Annotated in this window: 12 protein-coding genes and 2 tRNA genes; 10 read left to right on the top strand and 4 right to left on the bottom strand. The window is 36.0% G+C overall.

The features are described 5' to 3' along the window. Window positions 1-52 precede the first annotated feature (52 nt). On the top strand, window positions 53-823 hold the full coding sequence (locus NLM59_RS10620; protein WP_304417762.1) for a nitrilase-related carbon-nitrogen hydrolase: 771 nt from the start codon (window positions 53-55) through the stop codon (window positions 821-823). Between the two features lie 77 nt (window positions 824-900). Here the strand turns inward: NLM59_RS10620 and NLM59_RS10625 are convergent, their stop codons facing one another. Both NLM59_RS10625 and NLM59_RS10630 read right to left on the bottom strand, forming a co-directional pair. Beyond that, entirely contained in the window at window positions 901-1,422 is a 522-nt protein-coding gene (locus NLM59_RS10625; protein ID WP_304417763.1) for a KdsC family phosphatase, read from the bottom strand. Then, a complete protein-coding gene (locus NLM59_RS10630) occupies window positions 1,412-2,191 on the bottom strand; it encodes a Rossmann-like and DUF2520 domain-containing protein (protein WP_304417764.1) in 780 nt (259 codons plus the stop codon). The genes NLM59_RS10625 and NLM59_RS10630 overlap by 11 nt, the downstream gene beginning before the upstream one ends. A gap of 315 nt (window positions 2,192-2,506) precedes the next feature. On the opposite strand from NLM59_RS10630, the gene NLM59_RS10635 reads away from it, so the two are divergent. Then, the gene (locus tag NLM59_RS10635) at window positions 2,507-4,984 is read left to right on the top strand and encodes a TonB-dependent receptor domain-containing protein (RefSeq protein WP_304417765.1); all 2,478 of its coding nucleotides are present in this window, start codon (window positions 2,507-2,509) and stop codon (window positions 4,982-4,984) included. A 112-nt stretch (window positions 4,985-5,096) separates the two neighbouring features. On the opposite strand, the gene NLM59_RS10640 is transcribed toward NLM59_RS10635, so the two are convergent. Next, window positions 5,097-5,180: transfer RNA gene (locus tag NLM59_RS10640), tRNA-Leu, on the bottom strand. 219 nt (window positions 5,181-5,399) lie between these two features. Here NLM59_RS10640 and NLM59_RS10645 point away from each other — a divergent pair. From NLM59_RS10645 to NLM59_RS10680, 8 genes are all read left to right on the top strand, one after another. Then, entirely contained in the window at window positions 5,400-7,691 is a 2,292-nt protein-coding gene (locus NLM59_RS10645; protein ID WP_304417766.1) for a TonB-dependent receptor, read from the top strand. A 3-nt stretch (window positions 7,692-7,694) separates the two neighbouring features. Continuing rightward, on the top strand, window positions 7,695-8,492 hold the full coding sequence (locus tag NLM59_RS10650; RefSeq protein WP_304417767.1) for a DUF4249 domain-containing protein: 798 nt from the start codon (window positions 7,695-7,697) through the stop codon (window positions 8,490-8,492). A 125-nt stretch (window positions 8,493-8,617) separates the two neighbouring features. Next, on the top strand, window positions 8,618-9,034 hold the full coding sequence (locus tag NLM59_RS10655; RefSeq protein WP_304417768.1) for an HYC_CC_PP family protein: 417 nt from the start codon (window positions 8,618-8,620) through the stop codon (window positions 9,032-9,034). A 146-nt stretch (window positions 9,035-9,180) separates the two neighbouring features. Then, a complete protein-coding gene (locus NLM59_RS10660; RefSeq protein ID WP_304417769.1) occupies window positions 9,181-12,948 on the top strand; it encodes an efflux RND transporter permease subunit in 3,768 nt (1,255 codons plus the stop codon). Further along, complete coding sequence (locus NLM59_RS10665; RefSeq protein WP_304417770.1) at window positions 12,945-14,159, top strand: TolC family protein; 1,215 nt, start codon at window positions 12,945-12,947, stop codon at window positions 14,157-14,159. The genes NLM59_RS10660 and NLM59_RS10665 overlap by 4 nt, the downstream gene beginning before the upstream one ends. Window positions 14,160-14,221: 62 nt before the next feature. Then, a complete protein-coding gene (locus NLM59_RS10670; protein WP_304417771.1) occupies window positions 14,222-14,824 on the top strand; it encodes a DUF3347 domain-containing protein in 603 nt (200 codons plus the stop codon). A gap of 196 nt (window positions 14,825-15,020) precedes the next feature. Continuing rightward, complete coding sequence (locus tag NLM59_RS10675) at window positions 15,021-15,503, top strand: DUF305 domain-containing protein (RefSeq protein WP_304417772.1); 483 nt, start codon at window positions 15,021-15,023, stop codon at window positions 15,501-15,503. A 2-nt stretch (window positions 15,504-15,505) separates the two neighbouring features. Beyond that, a complete protein-coding gene (locus tag NLM59_RS10680; RefSeq protein ID WP_304417773.1) occupies window positions 15,506-17,254 on the top strand; it encodes an efflux RND transporter periplasmic adaptor subunit in 1,749 nt (582 codons plus the stop codon). Window positions 17,255-17,558: 304 nt separating this feature from the next. Here NLM59_RS10680 and NLM59_RS10685 read toward each other — a convergent pair. Next, window positions 17,559-17,631 (bottom strand) — tRNA-Lys (locus NLM59_RS10685). Between the last annotated feature and the right edge of the window lie 142 nt (window positions 17,632-17,773).

A 17,773-nucleotide genomic window follows, 5' to 3' on the forward strand; every position in this document is an offset into this window, starting at 1 on the left:
AGCAATATTTTGTCTCTTGCTAAAGATTAATTAGCTTTAAGAAAACTATCGTATGAAGACCTTAAGAATTGCCTTATTAGAGTATGATATTGCATGGGAAAATCCAGCTAAAAACTTTGAGAAAGTCGATGAATTACTCAAAGGAGTAGAGGCGGATGTATTCTTTTTACCTGAAATGTTTTCTACCGGCTTTACGATGAATCCAGAAAAGAATGCGGAACCTATATTCGGGAAATCTTTTAAATTTCTTCAGCAAAAAGCGATAGAACATCAAGCGGCTTTTTGCGCCAGTGTGCCCACTAAATCAGATGGACAATACTTTAATCGATTGTACTGGGTGGAGCCCAATGAAACTTTTGTAATCTATGATAAACGCCATCTATTTTCTTTGGTAGGAGAAGAAAAACATTATACAGCTGGCGTAGAAAGAAAAGTTATCGACTACAAAGGTTGGCGTTTAATGCCACAGATTTGCTATGATTTAAGATTCCCTGTTTGGGCTCGAAATGACTTGAATTATGATGTGATTTTTTATGTAGCCAATTGGCCAGAAAGAAGAAAAATAGCATGGTTAAGTCTCTTGCAAGCACGTTCGATCGAAAATATTTCCTATTGTATTGGTGTTAATAGAACTGGTGATGATGCACAAGGTATTTATCACTCTGGTGATAGTAATGTGTTTGATGCGCAAGGCAATAAACTAGAAAGTCTATCTGAAAATAAGGAAGTCTTAATTTATGAACTTCAAAAAGAAGACTTATTAGCAACTCGCTCTAAATTCAAATTCTTGAATGATAAAGATAATTTTAAAATCAACTTATAATAAATAGAATTTAAGCTTAATCTGGTCTGACTAAACTTTTGTATTTAAACCTTTCTATTATCTACTTAGGACTCCGATTAGGTAGAAGTAACACCCGTATCTTCAGTCCATTTTCCATTGACCTTTAGAAGTTGCTCTAGGATATCACGAACACATCCTTTTCCTCCTTCTTTTTGAGAAATATACAATGAAATCTTTCTAATTTCTGGGGCAGCATCTTTAGGACAACATGGTAAGCCTACCATCTGCATAACTTCGTAATCAGGCATATCATCACCCATAAAAGCTACTTCATCAGCACTAAAACCGTACTTGTCTAGAAAATCATTGAAATCATCGATTTTATGACGAGAAGCCATATATACATCGGTAATTCCAAGGTAATTCATTCTTTGTTTAACGGCGGCGTCATTTCCACCCGTAATTACACAAATAGGGAATCCTTGTTTCACAGCCAATTGCATAGCATAGCCATCGCGAGTATTCATGGTACGCGTCATACTACCATCTGGCATTAAAACTAAACTACCATCTGTTAAAACGCCATCAACATCAAGTACAACCGCCTTTATATCATTTAATTTAGATTTATAATTCATTGTTGTGGGTTTGTGTGATAGAATCGCTAATGATACGGTATAAGTCTCTAGCAGCCGAGTTTTCCATCAGCTCTAAATGTTTTTCTATAACAATTTGGTCATTTCTTTTCGCCGGACCAGTTTGTGCTTCAAATGGAGATAAATCCTCTAATTTTTCTGCAGTTTCTTTGATTAAAGGTTTCAAATAATCAAATGATAAACCTGCGTCTTTGGTAATTTCTTCGCCCATACTATACATATGGTTTACGAAATTACAAGCCCAAACAGCAGCCAAGTGTAACTTAGCTCTTTGATCTGAATCAATGATTTGAACTTGATTGGTAATTCTTTTGGCTAAATCCTTTAATTGCTCAGCATTTTCTGGTGATTCTGCCTCCACAAAGAAAGGAATATCATCATAATCCAAGAATTTACCTTTGGTAAAGGTTTGTAATGGATACAAAACTCCTTTGCGGTAATTCCCTTTTAAAGCTGACATCGGTATCGAACCAGAGGTATGAACTACCATGGTATCGTCGAATGGGATGTGTAAAGATAATTCGGTAATCGCTGAATCTGAGGCTGCGATTACAAACAAATCAGCTGGCTCTAATTCCGAAATTTTGTCGGTGTAATTAATCTTATTTGCTTCGCCAATTCTCTCGGCTTTGTGCAAGGTTCTGTTGTAAATTTGCTTAACCTGTACTGTGTTTTGAACAAAAGCACGTGCCAAGTGAAATGCAACATTTCCAGCGCCAATAATACTAACGGTTCTTATAGGATTTTTCATCGTGAGCAAAGATACTTTATTGTTTTATTTATATAAAATGAAAAACTTAAAAAAAGCCTTTCGAATTCTTAAAATAAAATGACTCTATGTAATTTTTAATTTAGCTGAGTTTTAAACTCTTTTTAAGGCTATTCGTCAAGTAATCAATTAATTTGATTTTGAAATATTCGCAATCAGACTTGGGTTTTGCTAGATTCAGGGATGAGATTTTAATTAAAATTATGTTAAGATTGAGTTTTTCGCAATTCATGTGTAACAAAAGCTAAGTTCGTATCACTAATAGCAGTAACACAATGGAAATATAAATTTAACCAAATGAAAAACTTATTAACAGCAGTTTGTATGGCGGCGCTACTAGCTCCTCCTTTGGCATTTGCTAACCCGGTTTTGGAGACTGTGGAGATTTTGAGCGAAGAAATGGGACAGATTACAGGACGTGTAGTCAGTCAAGATGGATTGGGAATTCCTTATGCATCGGTAGAAATCTTTGATGATGCAGGAGAATTGATTGATGGTGTTTTAACCGATGGAGATGGAAACTTCACTTTATCTAATAAAGTTTTTGGTTCTTATACCTTGAAAATCTCTGTTGTGGGACAGAAAGCTATCGAAAGAATTGTTGAGATTTCACAAGAACAACAAAATTTGGGAGATATCATTTTAACCGATGACGTCATTAACTTAGGTGAAACTACCGTTAGAGGTGAGGTATCTAAAATTAGATCAGAAATCGACAAAAGAGTTATTGAGGTTGGTAAAGATTTAGTGAGTGCAGGAGCAACTGCTGGAGAAGTTTTGAATAACATTCCTTCATTAAATGTTGATCAACAATCAGGTGCTTTATCATTAAGAGGAAATAGTAATGTACGTGTTTTCGTTGACGGAAAACCAAGTAGCATTCCTGCAGATCAATTATTAAAGCAATTACCATCTAACTCAATTGAAAAAGTTGAGATTATTACGAATCCTTCGGCTAAATATGAGCCAGATGGTAACTCAGGGATTGTAAATATTATTACGACCAAAGAAAAGAGAAGAGGATATAATGTTACTACGAATTTAGGATATACACGTGGTGCAAAAAACAAGTACAATGGTTCGGTGAATGCTAACTTAAACACGGGTAACTTCAACTTGTTTGGTAATTATAGTGCCAACATAGGGGAAAGCAACATGAGTGGTAGAATGGTTAACAAAACAATGGGAATCAATCAATACTTAACACTACCTGGTGAAAACGAAATGCATTTAGCTAAAGTTGGTTTCGACTGGTTTATCAATGATAAAACAGCTATGACAGTTTATACCAACCAATCTTTTGGTAATATGGATATGAACAATGTTTCTTACCTAGACTATATCAATGGCGGAAGCTTTAGAGATGCTTCTGATTATGGATATGATAGAAACGGAAGTGACTACAGCATGAACATTAAGCGTGATTTTGAAAAAGAAGGACATTCCCTAGAGTTGGACGCTTTCTATTCTAATTTTGCGATGGATGGTCATACTGATTTTGAATGGCAAACAGCTATGCAAGGAATTGAAGATCCAACCTTAGCCAATCAATTAGGTTATTATAATCAAGCTGACGAAAAAGACATCAAAAATACACGTGTTAAATTAGACTATACTTTACCATTTGCAGAAAAAGGTAAAATTGAAGCTGGGTTTAACTATGTGAAAGATGCGAACGAAAATAGTTTATTAACTACTCAACATTTGCCAGTTTATAATGAAGGAGCTTATGTAGGTAATTTAGAAGCACAAAATACATTCTTCGATTTTGATAGAAATATTGCTGCATTATACTTAAATATTGGTTATCAATGGGAAAAACTAGGAATGCAAGTAGGTGTTCGTGGTGAAAAAGTAACCGAAGATATTTTAACGGTATTAAATGGAAGTGCTGATATAGATGATGCAAGAAGCGAATTGAATAGAGATCAAACGAATTTCTATCCATCTGTATTCTTTACTTACCAAGCTACCAAATCAGATCAATTTAGTTTAAACTATTCTAGAAGAGTAGACCGTCCAGGTGTTTGGGCATTAAGTCCAATCCGTCAATGGCAAACAGCAAGTATGCGCCAAGAAGGAAATCCTAACCTTAAACCTCAGTTCACAGATTCTTATGAATTAGGATACATGAAAACCATCGGTAGAATGGGTAGCATCAATGCATCTGTTTTCTATAGAAAGGTAAATGACGAAATGACTCAATTGACTTATTTAGACGAGGTAAACCCTAACATTACCATCATGAGACGTGATAACGTGGATGATAATCAATCTTATGGAGCAGAAGTGTCTTGGTATTTAAAAGCAAATAAATGGTGGAGTTTAAATGGTGGATTAAATGTTTATCAAAGTACGCTAAAAAGCATCTTTGCTGATCAAGGAACTTATGAAGTAGAAAGTACCGATTTCACAGGAAGATTAAGTAATGATTTTGCATTAAATAAAGCTTTAAAACTTCAATTATTTACCATGTACATTGGTGATAGAAAAACATTACAAGGCTCTAGAGAGTCTATGTTTAGACAAGATATTGGATTACGTTATAGCTTTGCACAAGGAAAAGGAAGTGTTTCTGCACGTTTGAGCGATATCTTCGATACATTCTATGCTAAATCACTTATGGACAGACCAGTGGTTCAAGAAAATGAATTCCATTGGGAGAGTAGAACATTCTACATTGGATTAAATTACTCATTCGGGGGTAAGGTTAAGACCAGAGCAGACAAACAAAGAAACCAAGGAGACCACGACGCAGGTGGAATTGGATTCTAAGTTAGAAGAATATAATAAAAGAAAAAGCTGTCCATTGGGCAGCTTTTTTCATGTTTTGTTGTAAAAATAAAAGCCTAAGAGGTTAGTAATTAAACGCTTAAGTCTTTGTTAGTGCTCACGGCGGGATTCGAACCCGCACGTCCTTAAGGACACCACCCCCTCAAGATGGCAAGTCTACCAGTTTCTCCACGTGAGCATGGATTAGAGGCGCAAAGTTAATTAAATTATTGAATTTTTATTTTTAACTCATGTTTGTTTCTAAAAATAAAAGTATTTATTTGATTTTTGATTTTGCTTTATTTTCCACTTGATTTCCTTCTTATTCTTTGTGAATATTATATAATAATCTTGAATTTCAACTTTTTTAATCCTTTATTGTAATTAACTTTGTATCCTACCTAAACTTTCTAACCATATGAAAAATAGTTTGTTATTCTTTTTTCTTAACCTTTTCTCTCTTGCATTGGCGCAAGAAAAAATTACCCTCAACGGATATGTTTATGATATTGCCAATGGAGAGTCAATCGCCAACGCTGATATCGACATTCTAGACCTCAACTTATCTACCCAAACCAACGCATATGGATTTTACTCCATCACATTGCCTGCAGGTGAGTATGAGGTATTTTGGCGAGCAGATGGTTTTAATGTTGAAAGTCAGGTGCTCAACTTAAATGAAAGTCAACGCCAAGATATTTTTCTTTTTTCTGAAGATAAAATTGAATTAGCAGACGTGGTGGTAGAGGCGCGTTTGCAAAATAAAGTGAGCGAATCACAAATGGGCTTAGAAAAAGTTAAGATTAGCACATTAAATAAGCTACCGGTTTTATTAGGTGAGCGAGACGTGATCAAAACGATTAAATTCCTCCCTGGGATGAAATCGAGTGGAGCGGGTGGGAGTGGTTTATCGGTACGTGGAGGTTCTACCGATCAAAACATGATTACGCTAGACGAGGCAGTGGTTTACAATACCGATCATTTATTGGGGTTCTTTTCCACCTTTAATTCAGATGCGATTAAGGATGTAAGTATTTACAAAGGAACAGCGCCGGCAGAATACGGCGGAAGGGTATCTTCTTTTGTAGATTTAAGAATGAAAGAAGGGAATAACAAGGAATTTGAAACCAGTGGCGGAATTGGTTTAATTTTCTCAAGATTGAATATAGAAGGTCCGATTCAGAAAGATAAATCTTCTTTCTTGGTGTCAGGGCGTAGGTCTTATGCGGATTTATTTTTAAAACTAACGGGTGATTTTAAGGATAACAAGCTTTATTTCTATGATTTAAATGCAAAATTAAATTATAAACTTTCAGACAAGGATCAAATCTTTTTGTCGGGATATTACGGACGAGATGTTTTGGGAATGGGCGACAACTTCGGTATTAATTGGGGAAATTTAACCCAGAGCTTACGCTACAACAGAATTTGGAACAATAAATTATTCTCAAATACTTCCTTTGTTTACAGCGATTTTGACTTTGTCATCGATATTAAATCCACTAATCCAAATTTCTCGATTGTTTCTAAGATTCAAGATTTTAATCTTAAACACGAATTTGAATATTATCCCAACACACGCAACAAATGGAAGATAGGCTTAACTTCTACACACCACACCAATATTCCTGGTGGAATTGAAGGTCTGTCTCAATTAACAGAATCTAAAGAACCAAGAAAAGCTTTGGAATCTGCGGCTTATGTTTCAAATGATTGGAGTTTATCAGATAAAATTGGAATCAATTATGGACTTCGTTTAAGTCATTTTACCAATTTAAAAGGTGGAGACTATTATGAGTTTAATGAGGAAGGAGATATCGCCCGAACGATTACGGATACCAAGGAATTTGATGATTATCTTAATTTAGAACCTCGTGTTTCTATTAAATATCAAATCGATAGAAATCAATCGATTAAGGCGGCCTATACGCGCAATTCACAAAACTTGCATTTGGTTTCTAACTCCATTACATCCACACCATCTGATCGTTGGGTGATGAGTTCTAATATCATTAAACCACAAATTAGCGATCAAGTTTCTTTAGGTTATTTTAGAAACTTAAGTGCAAGTAAATATGAGTTTGCTATTGAAACTTATTACAAGAATATGCAAAACCAAATCGACTTTAAGGATGCCGCCAACGACCGTGATTTGTCGATAGAAAGACAGCTACGATTTGGAAAGGGGAGAGCTTATGGTGTAGAGTTTTTAGCGAAAAAGAACAAAGGAAAACTTACGGGTTGGTTAGGTTATACTTGGTCTAAAACCGAAAAACAGATTGATGATGTAAACGATAACAATTGGTATAACGCACGCCAAGATAGACCTCATGATTTATCGGTGGTGGCGATGTATGAGTTAAATAATAAATGGAATTTCTCAGCTTCATTTATTTATCAAACCGGAAATGCGGTTACTTATCCAACAGGGAAATATAGCATAGAAGACCAAACGGTTTGGTTGTATTCCGAAAGAAACGGATACAGAATGCCGGATAACCACAGATTAGATATAGCAGCGACTTGGACGTTGAAGAAGACCAAGAAACGCACTTCAGAATTGGTGTTTAGTTTATATAATGTGTACGGAAGAGAAAATGCCTTTTCTATCTTCTTCGAAGAAAGTGAGTCAAATCCAAATGCACTAACGGCAACGCAAGTTTCGCTGTTTAAATATGTGCCTTCTATTTCTTATAACTTTAAATTTTAAATCATGAAATTTCAACATATACTTTTAGTGTGCTTAAGCTTTTTTACCCTTATTTCGTGTGAAAAGGAAATCGATATCGAGGTGGATGATACCACACCCAAAATAGTCATTGAAGCTATGATGTCTGATCGACAAGGTGATGCTGTGGTTTTATTGAGTCTGTCTAGAAATTTAAACGATGGTTCTGAACCTGCAAAAGTGAGTGATGCAGAAGTGAGTATCAAGGCTATCGACAATGATGAGGTTTTTATATTAAATCAAATCGAGGAAGGTGTTTATCAAAATGTATCTTTGGTGGGCGAACCAGGCAAAACTTATCGTTTAGAAGTTCAATTAAGTGACGGTTCTACATATTCTTCTTTACAAACGATGCCAAGAAAAGTTGAATTAACAGATGTGACCTACAGAGAAAGAGACGTGGCTTTTCAAGACGAAGAAGATGATCCCGTTTTTGAGTTTCAACCTATTTTCCTAGATCCTGCAGGTGAAGACAATTATTATCAATTCATAGTTAAGCGAAACGGCGTTAAGGGAAAAGATATTTTCATTAAAGAGGATCAAGGTTTTGATGGTTTAGAGAATAGTCAAAAGTTTTCTATCGAAGCCAATTACGCAGATGTTATAAACATCGATATGCATAATATCAATGAATCGGCATATGAATATTTGCTAGGAGTTAAATTAAATTTATCTCAATCTACGGCTACGCCTACCAACCCAACCTCTAACATTACAGGAGATGCACTAGGTTATTTTAAAGTTTTCTCAGCCGGAAACGCGCTAGAGTTTAGTTTAGAGTAAGTGAAAGATTCGAAGAAAATGCGCTTAAAAATTAATAATTAAATTAGGTGAGAGCCATTTTTGTTTAAACTTTAATAAAATTTAAGTCTACTGAATCTTAAAAAAGATTTATATATTTGTAATTAATGAAATCTGTAATCCATAAAATATTATCTATTACGATGGCTGTTTTAGTCTTTTTGACTACAACATCCTTTATGATGGATGCTCATTTTTGTGGACAGTCGTTAGTTGATTTAGCTTTGTTTCAACATGCTGAATCTTGTGGTATGGATCATGAAAAACCAGCCAATACTTGTGATGAGAATATTACAAAATCCGACTGTTGTTCAGATGTTCAATTTATGAATGAAGGTCAAGATGAAGCGCCAGCAGCTTATGCAAGCCTTAGCCTTGATCAACAATTATTCATTGTTTCATTCATCTATACGTATCATCATCTTTTTGAAGGTTTAGAAAGAAACTTCATTCCTTTTAAAGATTACACTCCGCCGTTTCTCATACGGGACTTCCAAAAAATACAGGAGACTTATATAATTTGATTTAGAACAAATCAGAGCTGAAGTATTTAGCTCTGGAATGGTATGCTTTATAGTTAAATCTATATAGAGCAGCTATTCTTGCATCATTTCATATTCTGTAATACAGAAATCTACAAAGATGTTTCATTGTTCAAAATCAAAATCAAATGCTAAATAAAGGCATAAAATTTCTTATAGAAAATAAGTTAGTAGCTGTTTTGTTATTAGCTCTTTTCACAACTTGGGGTATCGTAAATGCTCCATTTAATTGGGATACAGGTTTTCTGCCAGCTAATCCGGTGGCGGTGGATGCGATTCCTGATATTGGAGAGAATCAGCAAATCATTTACACCCAATGGGAGGGAAGGTCTCCACAAGATATAGAAGACCAAATTAGTTATCCTTTAACCACTACTTTACTAGGAATCCCTGGTGTGAAGACGATTCGTAGCTCTTCTATGTTTGGTTTCTCTAGCATCTATATCATTTTCGAAGAGGATGTTGAATTCTATTGGAGTAGAAGCCGAATATTAGAAAAATTAAATTCTCTTCCAGCAGGTTTGCTACCCGAAAATGTGAACCCCACTTTAGGTCCTGATGCAACTGGTTTAGGTCAAATTTATTGGTACACTTTAGAAGGAAGAGACAAAGATGGAAATGTAACCGGTGGTTGGGACTTAAACGAATTACGAAGCATCCAAGATTATTATGTAAAGTATGCGCTTTCCTCAGCAAGTGGTGTTTCTGAAGTAGCTTCTATTGGTGGTTTTGTTCAGGAATATCAGATTGATGTAAAACCTGAATTGATGCGTCAATACAATATTGGTTTGGCCGAAATCGTAAAGGCGGTTAAAATGTCTAACAAAGATATTGGAGCGCAAACCATGGAAATCAACCAAGCTGAATATTTGGTGCGTGGACTGGGGTATGTGAAGTCAATTGCCGACATCGAGAATGCTGTGGTTGCTTCTGAGAATTATACGCCTATTCGTGTGAGTGATATCGCCCATGTAAGCCTTGGTCCTGCACCTAGACGTGGTATTTTAGACAAAGAAGGAGCTGAGGTTATTGGTGGTGTTGTTACCGCGAGATATGGAGCAAATCCAATGGAGGTCATCGAAAATGTAAAAGTTCAAATTGATGCTATTGCCTCTGGTTTACCTTCTAAAGAATTATCAGACGGAACGGTTTCGCAATTGACCATTGTACCTTTTTATGATAGATCTGAATTGATTCAAGAAACACTTGGTACTTTAGATGAGGCCTTAACCTTAGAGATTTTAATTACAATTTTTGTGATTATTGTAATGGTGTTCAACCTTAGAGCCTCTCTACTAATTGCAGGTCTATTACCAGTAGCTGTTTTAATGGTTTTCATCGCCATGAAACTTTTTAATGTAGATGCCAACATTGTAGCTCTTTCGGGAATTGCGATTGCGATTGGTACGATGGTGGATATTGGTGTTATTCTCTCTGAAAATGTCATTCGACATCTTGATGAAGATAAAGAAAGGTTTGACCAAACGGGAGAAAAACTTCCGATTAATACGGTGGTGTATAATGCCAGTTCAGAGGTGTCTGGTGCTATTTTAACTGCGGTACTTACAACGATTATTAGTTTTATTCCCGTGTTTACCATGGTGGGAGCAGAGGGTAAACTCTTTAGACCTTTAGCCTTTACCAAATCTATGGCATTGGTGGCGGCTTTTGTGGTGGCTATCTTTTTAATTCCGCCGTTTGCAGCTTATTTATTTAAGAAAAGAAATTATAAAAAGCTAACCACCATGTTCCTAAATACCCTATGGATAGGACTTGGAATCATTGCTTTGATTTTTGGATTTTGGTTGGGCTTGGTTTTAATTGCTTTTGGTATTACGGGATTGTTAAAAGAAGACTTTTTAACGTCTAAATCCATATTGAGCGACGAACAGGCTAATAGGTTGAATATCTTTATTTCAGCTCTTGCAATTATCTTCTTATTAGCAGAATATTGGCGACCATTAGGGTTAGATAAAAACATATTTTGGAATTTAATTTTTGTTGGAATTATCTGTTTTGGATTGCTTGGTTTTTTCTGGTTATTCCAAAGATATTATGCTCAAATTCTACAATGGGCATTGCGCTATAAACTTATTTTCCTTTCGATTCCAACGGCATTGGTTATAGTTGGCTTTGTCATTATGCAAAATACTGGAAAGGAATTCATGCCATCTTTAAATGAAGGATCTTTCTTGTTGATGCCAACATCGATGCCACACTCGGGAGTAGATGAAAATAAGCGAATTCTACAACAACTAGATATGGCGGTAGCAAGTATTCCAGAGATTGAGACCGTAGTGGGTAAAGCGGGTAGAACTGAATCAGCATTAGACCCAGCGCCACTTTCTATGTTTGAGAATATCATTAATTATAAGTCAGAATATGCGCTAAATGAAGATGGAAAGAGACAAAGATTTAAAGTAGATGAAGACGGATATTTTGAGTTAAAAGATGGTGGAATCGTTCATAATCCTAATTTAACACCAGAAGAGCCACATAGATCGGTTAAGCACAAGGCGGCTTTCAGTGTGGACGCTAAAGATTTGATTCCTGATAATTCTGGTGAGTTCTACAGAAATTGGCGACCTGAAATTAAAAATCCAGATGATATTTGGGATGAAATCGTAAGGGTTACCAAGCTTCCGGGTGTGACTTCTGCGCCTCGACTACAACCGATTGAGACTCGTTTAGTGATGTTGCAGACGGGGATGAGAGCTCCTATGGGAATCAAAGTAAAAGGTCAAGATTTAAGGCAAATAGAAGCTTTTGGATTAGAACTCGAAGAAATATTAAAACATGCAGAAGGTGTTAAAGTAGAAGCTGTTTTTGCGGATCGTATTGTGGGTAAACCTTATATGTTGATTGATATTAAACGCGATCGTTTGGCGCGTTACGGAATCAGCATCGAGGATGTTCAAGAAATTCTACAAGTTGCCGTTGGTGGAATGCCTTTAACTCAAACGGTGGAAGGAAGAGAAAGGTATGGGGTTAGAGTACGCTATCCTCGTGAACTTAGAGCGAACCCAGATGATTTAGAGAAAATTTATGTGCCGGTAGAAAAAGGAAATCCTGTTCCGTTAGGGGAATTGGTAGAGCTTAGGTATGAGCAAGGTCCTCAGATGATTAATAGTGAGGATACCTTCTTGGTTGGCTATGTATTGTTCGATAAATTAGAAGAATATGCGGAGGTAGATGTTGTTGAAAATGCTCAGGCTTTAATCAAGGAGCATATAGACAATGGTAGCTTACAAGTTCCAAAAGGAATTACTTATCACTTTACAGGAACCTATGAAAACCAGTTGAGAGCAGAGAAAACATTGGCGATTATTGTTCCATTAGCTTTAATCATTATTTTCTTGATTCTCTATTTTCAATTCCGTTCTGTGTTGACATCTTTAATGGTTTTCACTGGAATTGCGGTGGCCTTTTCAGGTGGATTTATCATGATTTGGTTGTACGGACAAGATTGGTTCTTGAATATAGATTTCTTCGATGAAAACTTAAGGAATCTCTTTCAAATGCATCCGGTGAACTTAAGTGTGGCAGTTTGGGTTGGATTTATTGCTTTATTTGGAATTGCTACAGATGATGGCGTGGTTATGGCGACCTATTTAACACAAACATTTGATAAAAATGAGCCGAGCACCAAAGAAGAAATTAGAGATTCAGTCTTAGAGGCTGGATTAAAGAGAATTAGACCTTGTTTAATGACAACGGCTACCACCATATTGGCATTATTGCCTGTACTTACTTCTACCGGACGAGGAAGTGATATTATGATACCTATGGCTATCCCAAGTTTTGGGGGAATGTTGATTGCTTTAATTACCCTATTCGTAGTTCCGGTTTTGTTTAGCCTTAAAGCTGAGTTAAAACTTAAATACACAAAAAAATGAGAAAAGGAATACAAATCATATGTGCCCTATTAGTGTCTAGCATGCTAAACGCACAACAATTAGAAACTTTAATTCAGGAAGCTTTGGTAAATAATCCTTCGATTCAAAAGTTGGATTATCAGTATCAGGTGGCTGTAGAAAAAGTAAATGAGGTGAATACGCTAGGCAATACCGAATTTAACTTTGGTTTTATGGCCGTGCGTCCAGAAATGGATATGCCTATGGAAAGGTTTAGTGTTTCGGCGATGCAAATGTTGCCTTGGTTTGGAACTTTACCAGCTAAGAAGGCTTATGCAGAATCCGTGGCAGATGCTCAATTAGTTGATGTGGATATTGCACAACGCAAATTAGCTCTTTCGATTTCTCAACTGTATTATCAGATTTATGAAATTCAAGCTCAGCAAGAAGTTTTGGCTCAGAACAAGACTCTTTTACAAACTTTTGAAAAGCTAGCCCTAACATCAGTGAGAGTAGGAAAGGCTTCTCCGGTAGATGTCATGCGTTTACAAATTAGGCAAAATGAATTGCAGGAGGAAATAGATGTTTTAAATCAGAAAAGTGTGGGTTTAAAAGCAGCTTTGAATAGTTTAATGAACCGAGATTATGACACGCCTATTCAAATTGTTTCGGATTTAGAATTTCCTAAAAACGAGGAGATTTTGGCTTATGAAAGTTTAAATAATAACCCAGAACTTTTAAAGTACGACAAGGTAGCTTATAGCGTAGATCAGTCCGAGAAATTGAACCAGAAAGAAAGTAGTCCAACCTTAGGTGTGGGTGTAGAATACATCAATCAAGATGCACATCCTATGATTACGAGTTCTGTGAAGGATATGGTGATGCCGATGCTATCTTTATCTATTCCTATTTTTAATAAAAAATACACTTCTGTTAGTGTGCAAAACGAAATCAAGAAACAAGAGATTCAAGCACAGAAAAACGAAAGACTTAACCTGTTAACCGCTGAATTGTCTAAAGCTATTTCTCAAAGAAAACAATCTAGAATTAAGTTCGATGTTCAAAAAGATAATTTAGAAATAGCGAAAAACGCAGAGAAAATTCTTCTTAAAAACTATGAGACAGGAACCATAGATTATGATGAGGTTTTAAAAATTCAAGAGCTTCAATTGAAGTTCCAGAAAAATCAAATTCAAGCGATTAAAGATTATTATGAACAAACTTCTTTGATCGACTATTTGATTCAATTATAAATGCTTAAGTCATTAAAACTTAATAACTAAAACAAAATAATATTAATTTAAATTTTAACAAAATGATGAACAATCAAAACAACATCCTTACAGATGTACGCAACAATTTAAAAGCTAAATCGGCGATTTTTGCCTTAGCTTTTGTAGGTCTAACTGCATTTTCATGTGATGATGCTAAGAAAACTAGTGAAACTACGCCAGCAGAAACGGAAGTAGCCGCTACTGAAACTTCAGAGAATGTAGAAGTGAATAACGAAGTAATCGCTGCTTATATGGAGTTGAAAGATGCTTTAGTAGATACAGACGGAACAGCTGCAGTAGAAAAAGCTAAAAACTTAGAAGCTAAATTAAATAGTTTTGACTTTGCTGCTTATTCAGAAGAAGATCAGGCTAAATTAAAACCTATGGTAGAAGCTGCAACTAAGCATACACAAGAAATCGCAGGAAGTGAAATCGAAGCTCAACGTGAGCATTTTGAAGGATTAACTGCGAGTGTAATGGAAATGGTAGAAGTTACTGGAACTGAAGTAACACTTTATCAGCAGTTTTGCCCAATGTATGGTGAAGATGGAGGAACTTGGTTAAGTACCGAATCTAACATTAGAAACCCATACTTCGGTGATAAGATGATGACTTGTGGTGAAGTAAAAAAAGAAATTAAATAATTTCTGAATCTCATAAAATCCCCGACTTAGGGCGGGGATTTTTAACTCTATTTCGATCGAAAGTAAGTTTGATAAGTTGAAGTTTGCCTAATTACTGCTAAAAGAGAAATCTAAATAAAGCTGTGATCTGAACATTAAAAATAAACAGGAGTCTAAGTCCTCGAATGGGACTAATTAATCTAAAAAATATACCATTATGAATTCGTCTAAAGAACATTCAAACAAACCCGTATACACCAAATTCATTTTAATGTTGGCAGCATCTTTTGTTGCCATGTACATTACCATGTATTTGAACACCTATAGTACAGATCATGTTTATTTTAGTATAACACGCTTTTATATGACCTGTTTAGGCATCTCTACCATGGCGCTGATCATGTGGTTTTTTATGAGAAATATGTACCAGAATAAAACCAAAAACATCGCTATTATAGTGGGAAGTCTGCTGTTATTCGTAGGTGCTTTTGGATTGGTGAGAGCACAAAAACCAATTGTAGGTGATGTTTTATGGATGAAAGCTATGATTCCACATCATTCGATTGCTATACTAACGAGTTCACATGCCGATATTCAGGATCCTGAAGTTAAAGCCTTAGCAGATGATATCATTAAGGCTCAAGAAAAAGAAATTGAACAAATGAAAAGGCTGATTAAGAAATTAGAAAACAAGAAGTAATTATGAATAAGAATATAATCTACATCATTTCTGCACTGCTGATTGGTTTAGCAGTTGGTTATTTTGCTTTTGGTGGATCTGACTCTAGTTCCGAGGCAGAGGAAACACATGAGCATGCGGCTGATGCTAATCAAATGTGGACCTGCTCTATGCATCCACAAATTATGCAACCCGAGCCAGGAGATTGTCCGCTGTGTGGAATGGATTTAATTCCTGCAGAGGAGGGTTCTGAAGGTCTTTCGCCTAATGAAATCAAAATGACTGAGAATGCTATGGCGCTTGCTAATATTCAGACGAGTATTATTGGAGCGGCTACTACTACAGACGGTAGAACCATTACACTTTCTGGTAAAATCATGAGAAATGAAGAAGCCAATACCGTTCAAGCAAGTTATTTTGAGGGGAGAATTGAAAAACTTCATGTCAACTTTACGGGAGAAAATGTAAGAAAAGGTCAGCTTTTAGCAACGATTTATGCGCCTTCTTTGGTCAACACACAGCAGGAGTTAATCACCACAGCTTCTATGAAGCATATGCAACCTGAATTATATCAAGCGGTTCGAAATAAATTAAAACTTTGGAAATTATCTGAAAAGCAAATCAACCAAATAGAAGCTTCGGGTAAAGTACAAGAGGTTTTTCCTATTTACGCTACGGTTTCGGGTACAGTTACAGAGAAATTGGCGGATGAAGGAGATTATGTTTCTCAAGGTCAACCCATTCTTAGGTTGAGTAATTTAAACTCCGTTTGGGCTATGTTCGATGCTTATGAGAATCAAATTTCAATGATCAAGGTTGGGCAAGAAATAAAAGTTAGTACGAATGCCTATCCAGACAAAGAATATACAGCTAGAATTAGTTTTATTGATCCTATCTTAAATACAAGCTCTAGAACCATTGCTGTAAGGGCAACGCTAAACAATGCTGGAGGTATTTTAAAACCTGGAATGTTTGCCGTTGGAACTTTAGAGAATATGGGAGGTTCGGGGATAGAAGAATTACATATTCCAGCGACGGCGGTTATGTGGACGGGTAAACGTTCTTTGGTATATGTTAAAACCAATCCTGATGAGCCTATTTTTGAAATGCGAGAAGTAACTTTAGGTAAAAGATCGGGAGACACCTATGCGGTAAGCGAAGGACTGAAAAGTGGAGAAGAAATCGTAACTCATGGAACCTTTACGGTAGATGCAGCAGCACAGCTACAAGGAAAACCATCTATGATGAATCAAGTCAATGGCAAGGAAGCGCATCAACAGCACGCGAGTTCTGTTCCTGATTTGGATTTAGAGAGAATTAAGGTGTCTACTAAATTCACCAGTCAATTGAGCACGCTGTTCAATGATTATATTAAATTAAAGGATGCATTAGTAGACGATAAAGGATCTAATGCACAATCAGCCGCTAAGACTTTTGAAGCCAGCTTGGCAAAGCTAGACGCCTCTGAATTGAAAGATAAATCAGCTAAAGAAGCTTGGGAAGATTATCAATCAACATTAAAATCATCTATAGCCAAAATTTCATCCTCAGCAGATATTAAGAAGCAAAGAGACGAATTTATAGCTCTTTCTACGGCTATGACCAATAGTGTGCAGGTTTTTGGAGTGAATAAAACAGTTTATAGTCAGTATTGTCCTATGGCGAATAATGACAAAGGAGCTTATTGGTTAAGTTTAGAAGAGGAAATTAAAAACCCATATTATGGTGCTTCTATGTTGAAATGTGGTGAAGTGAAAGAAACCATTAAGTAATGTAAAACATAAGACTCATACTTTTTTCATTTTAATTTTTAAATCGCAAGTAAAGCCATGTGCTGGACTTGCGATTTTTTTTATAAAAAATACTTTTAACCTAAAATAGGTAAGAGGCTAAGCTTAAAGCAAATTCTCAGTACTATACATGGGAATACTAAGTTAGGCTTTGTAGACGCTCTAAAAGCGGATGATTAGATGTGTAATCAAGATTGATGGAATCGAAGAGATGGATTCACCTTAAAATTAAGGCATAAAAAAAATCCCCATAAACTTAGTTTACGAGGATTTTAGTTTGTTTTAGTGACCCGGCTGGGGCTCGAACCCAGGACCCCAACATTAAAAGTGTTGTGCTCTACCAACTGAGCTACCGAGTCATTGCAAGTACTAATAATAGACTGCAAATAAAACTACGATGAAAACTTTTTAAAAAAATAAGCCTCTGCATGGCTGAGGCTTTAATATTTTAGTGACCCGGCTGGGGCTCGAACCCAGGACCCCAACATTAAAAGTGTTGTG

Origin of the sequence: Profundicola chukchiensis (assembly GCF_029664245.1) — a bacterium.
Taxonomy (GTDB): Bacteria; Bacteroidota; Bacteroidia; order Flavobacteriales; family Weeksellaceae; genus Profundicola; species Profundicola chukchiensis.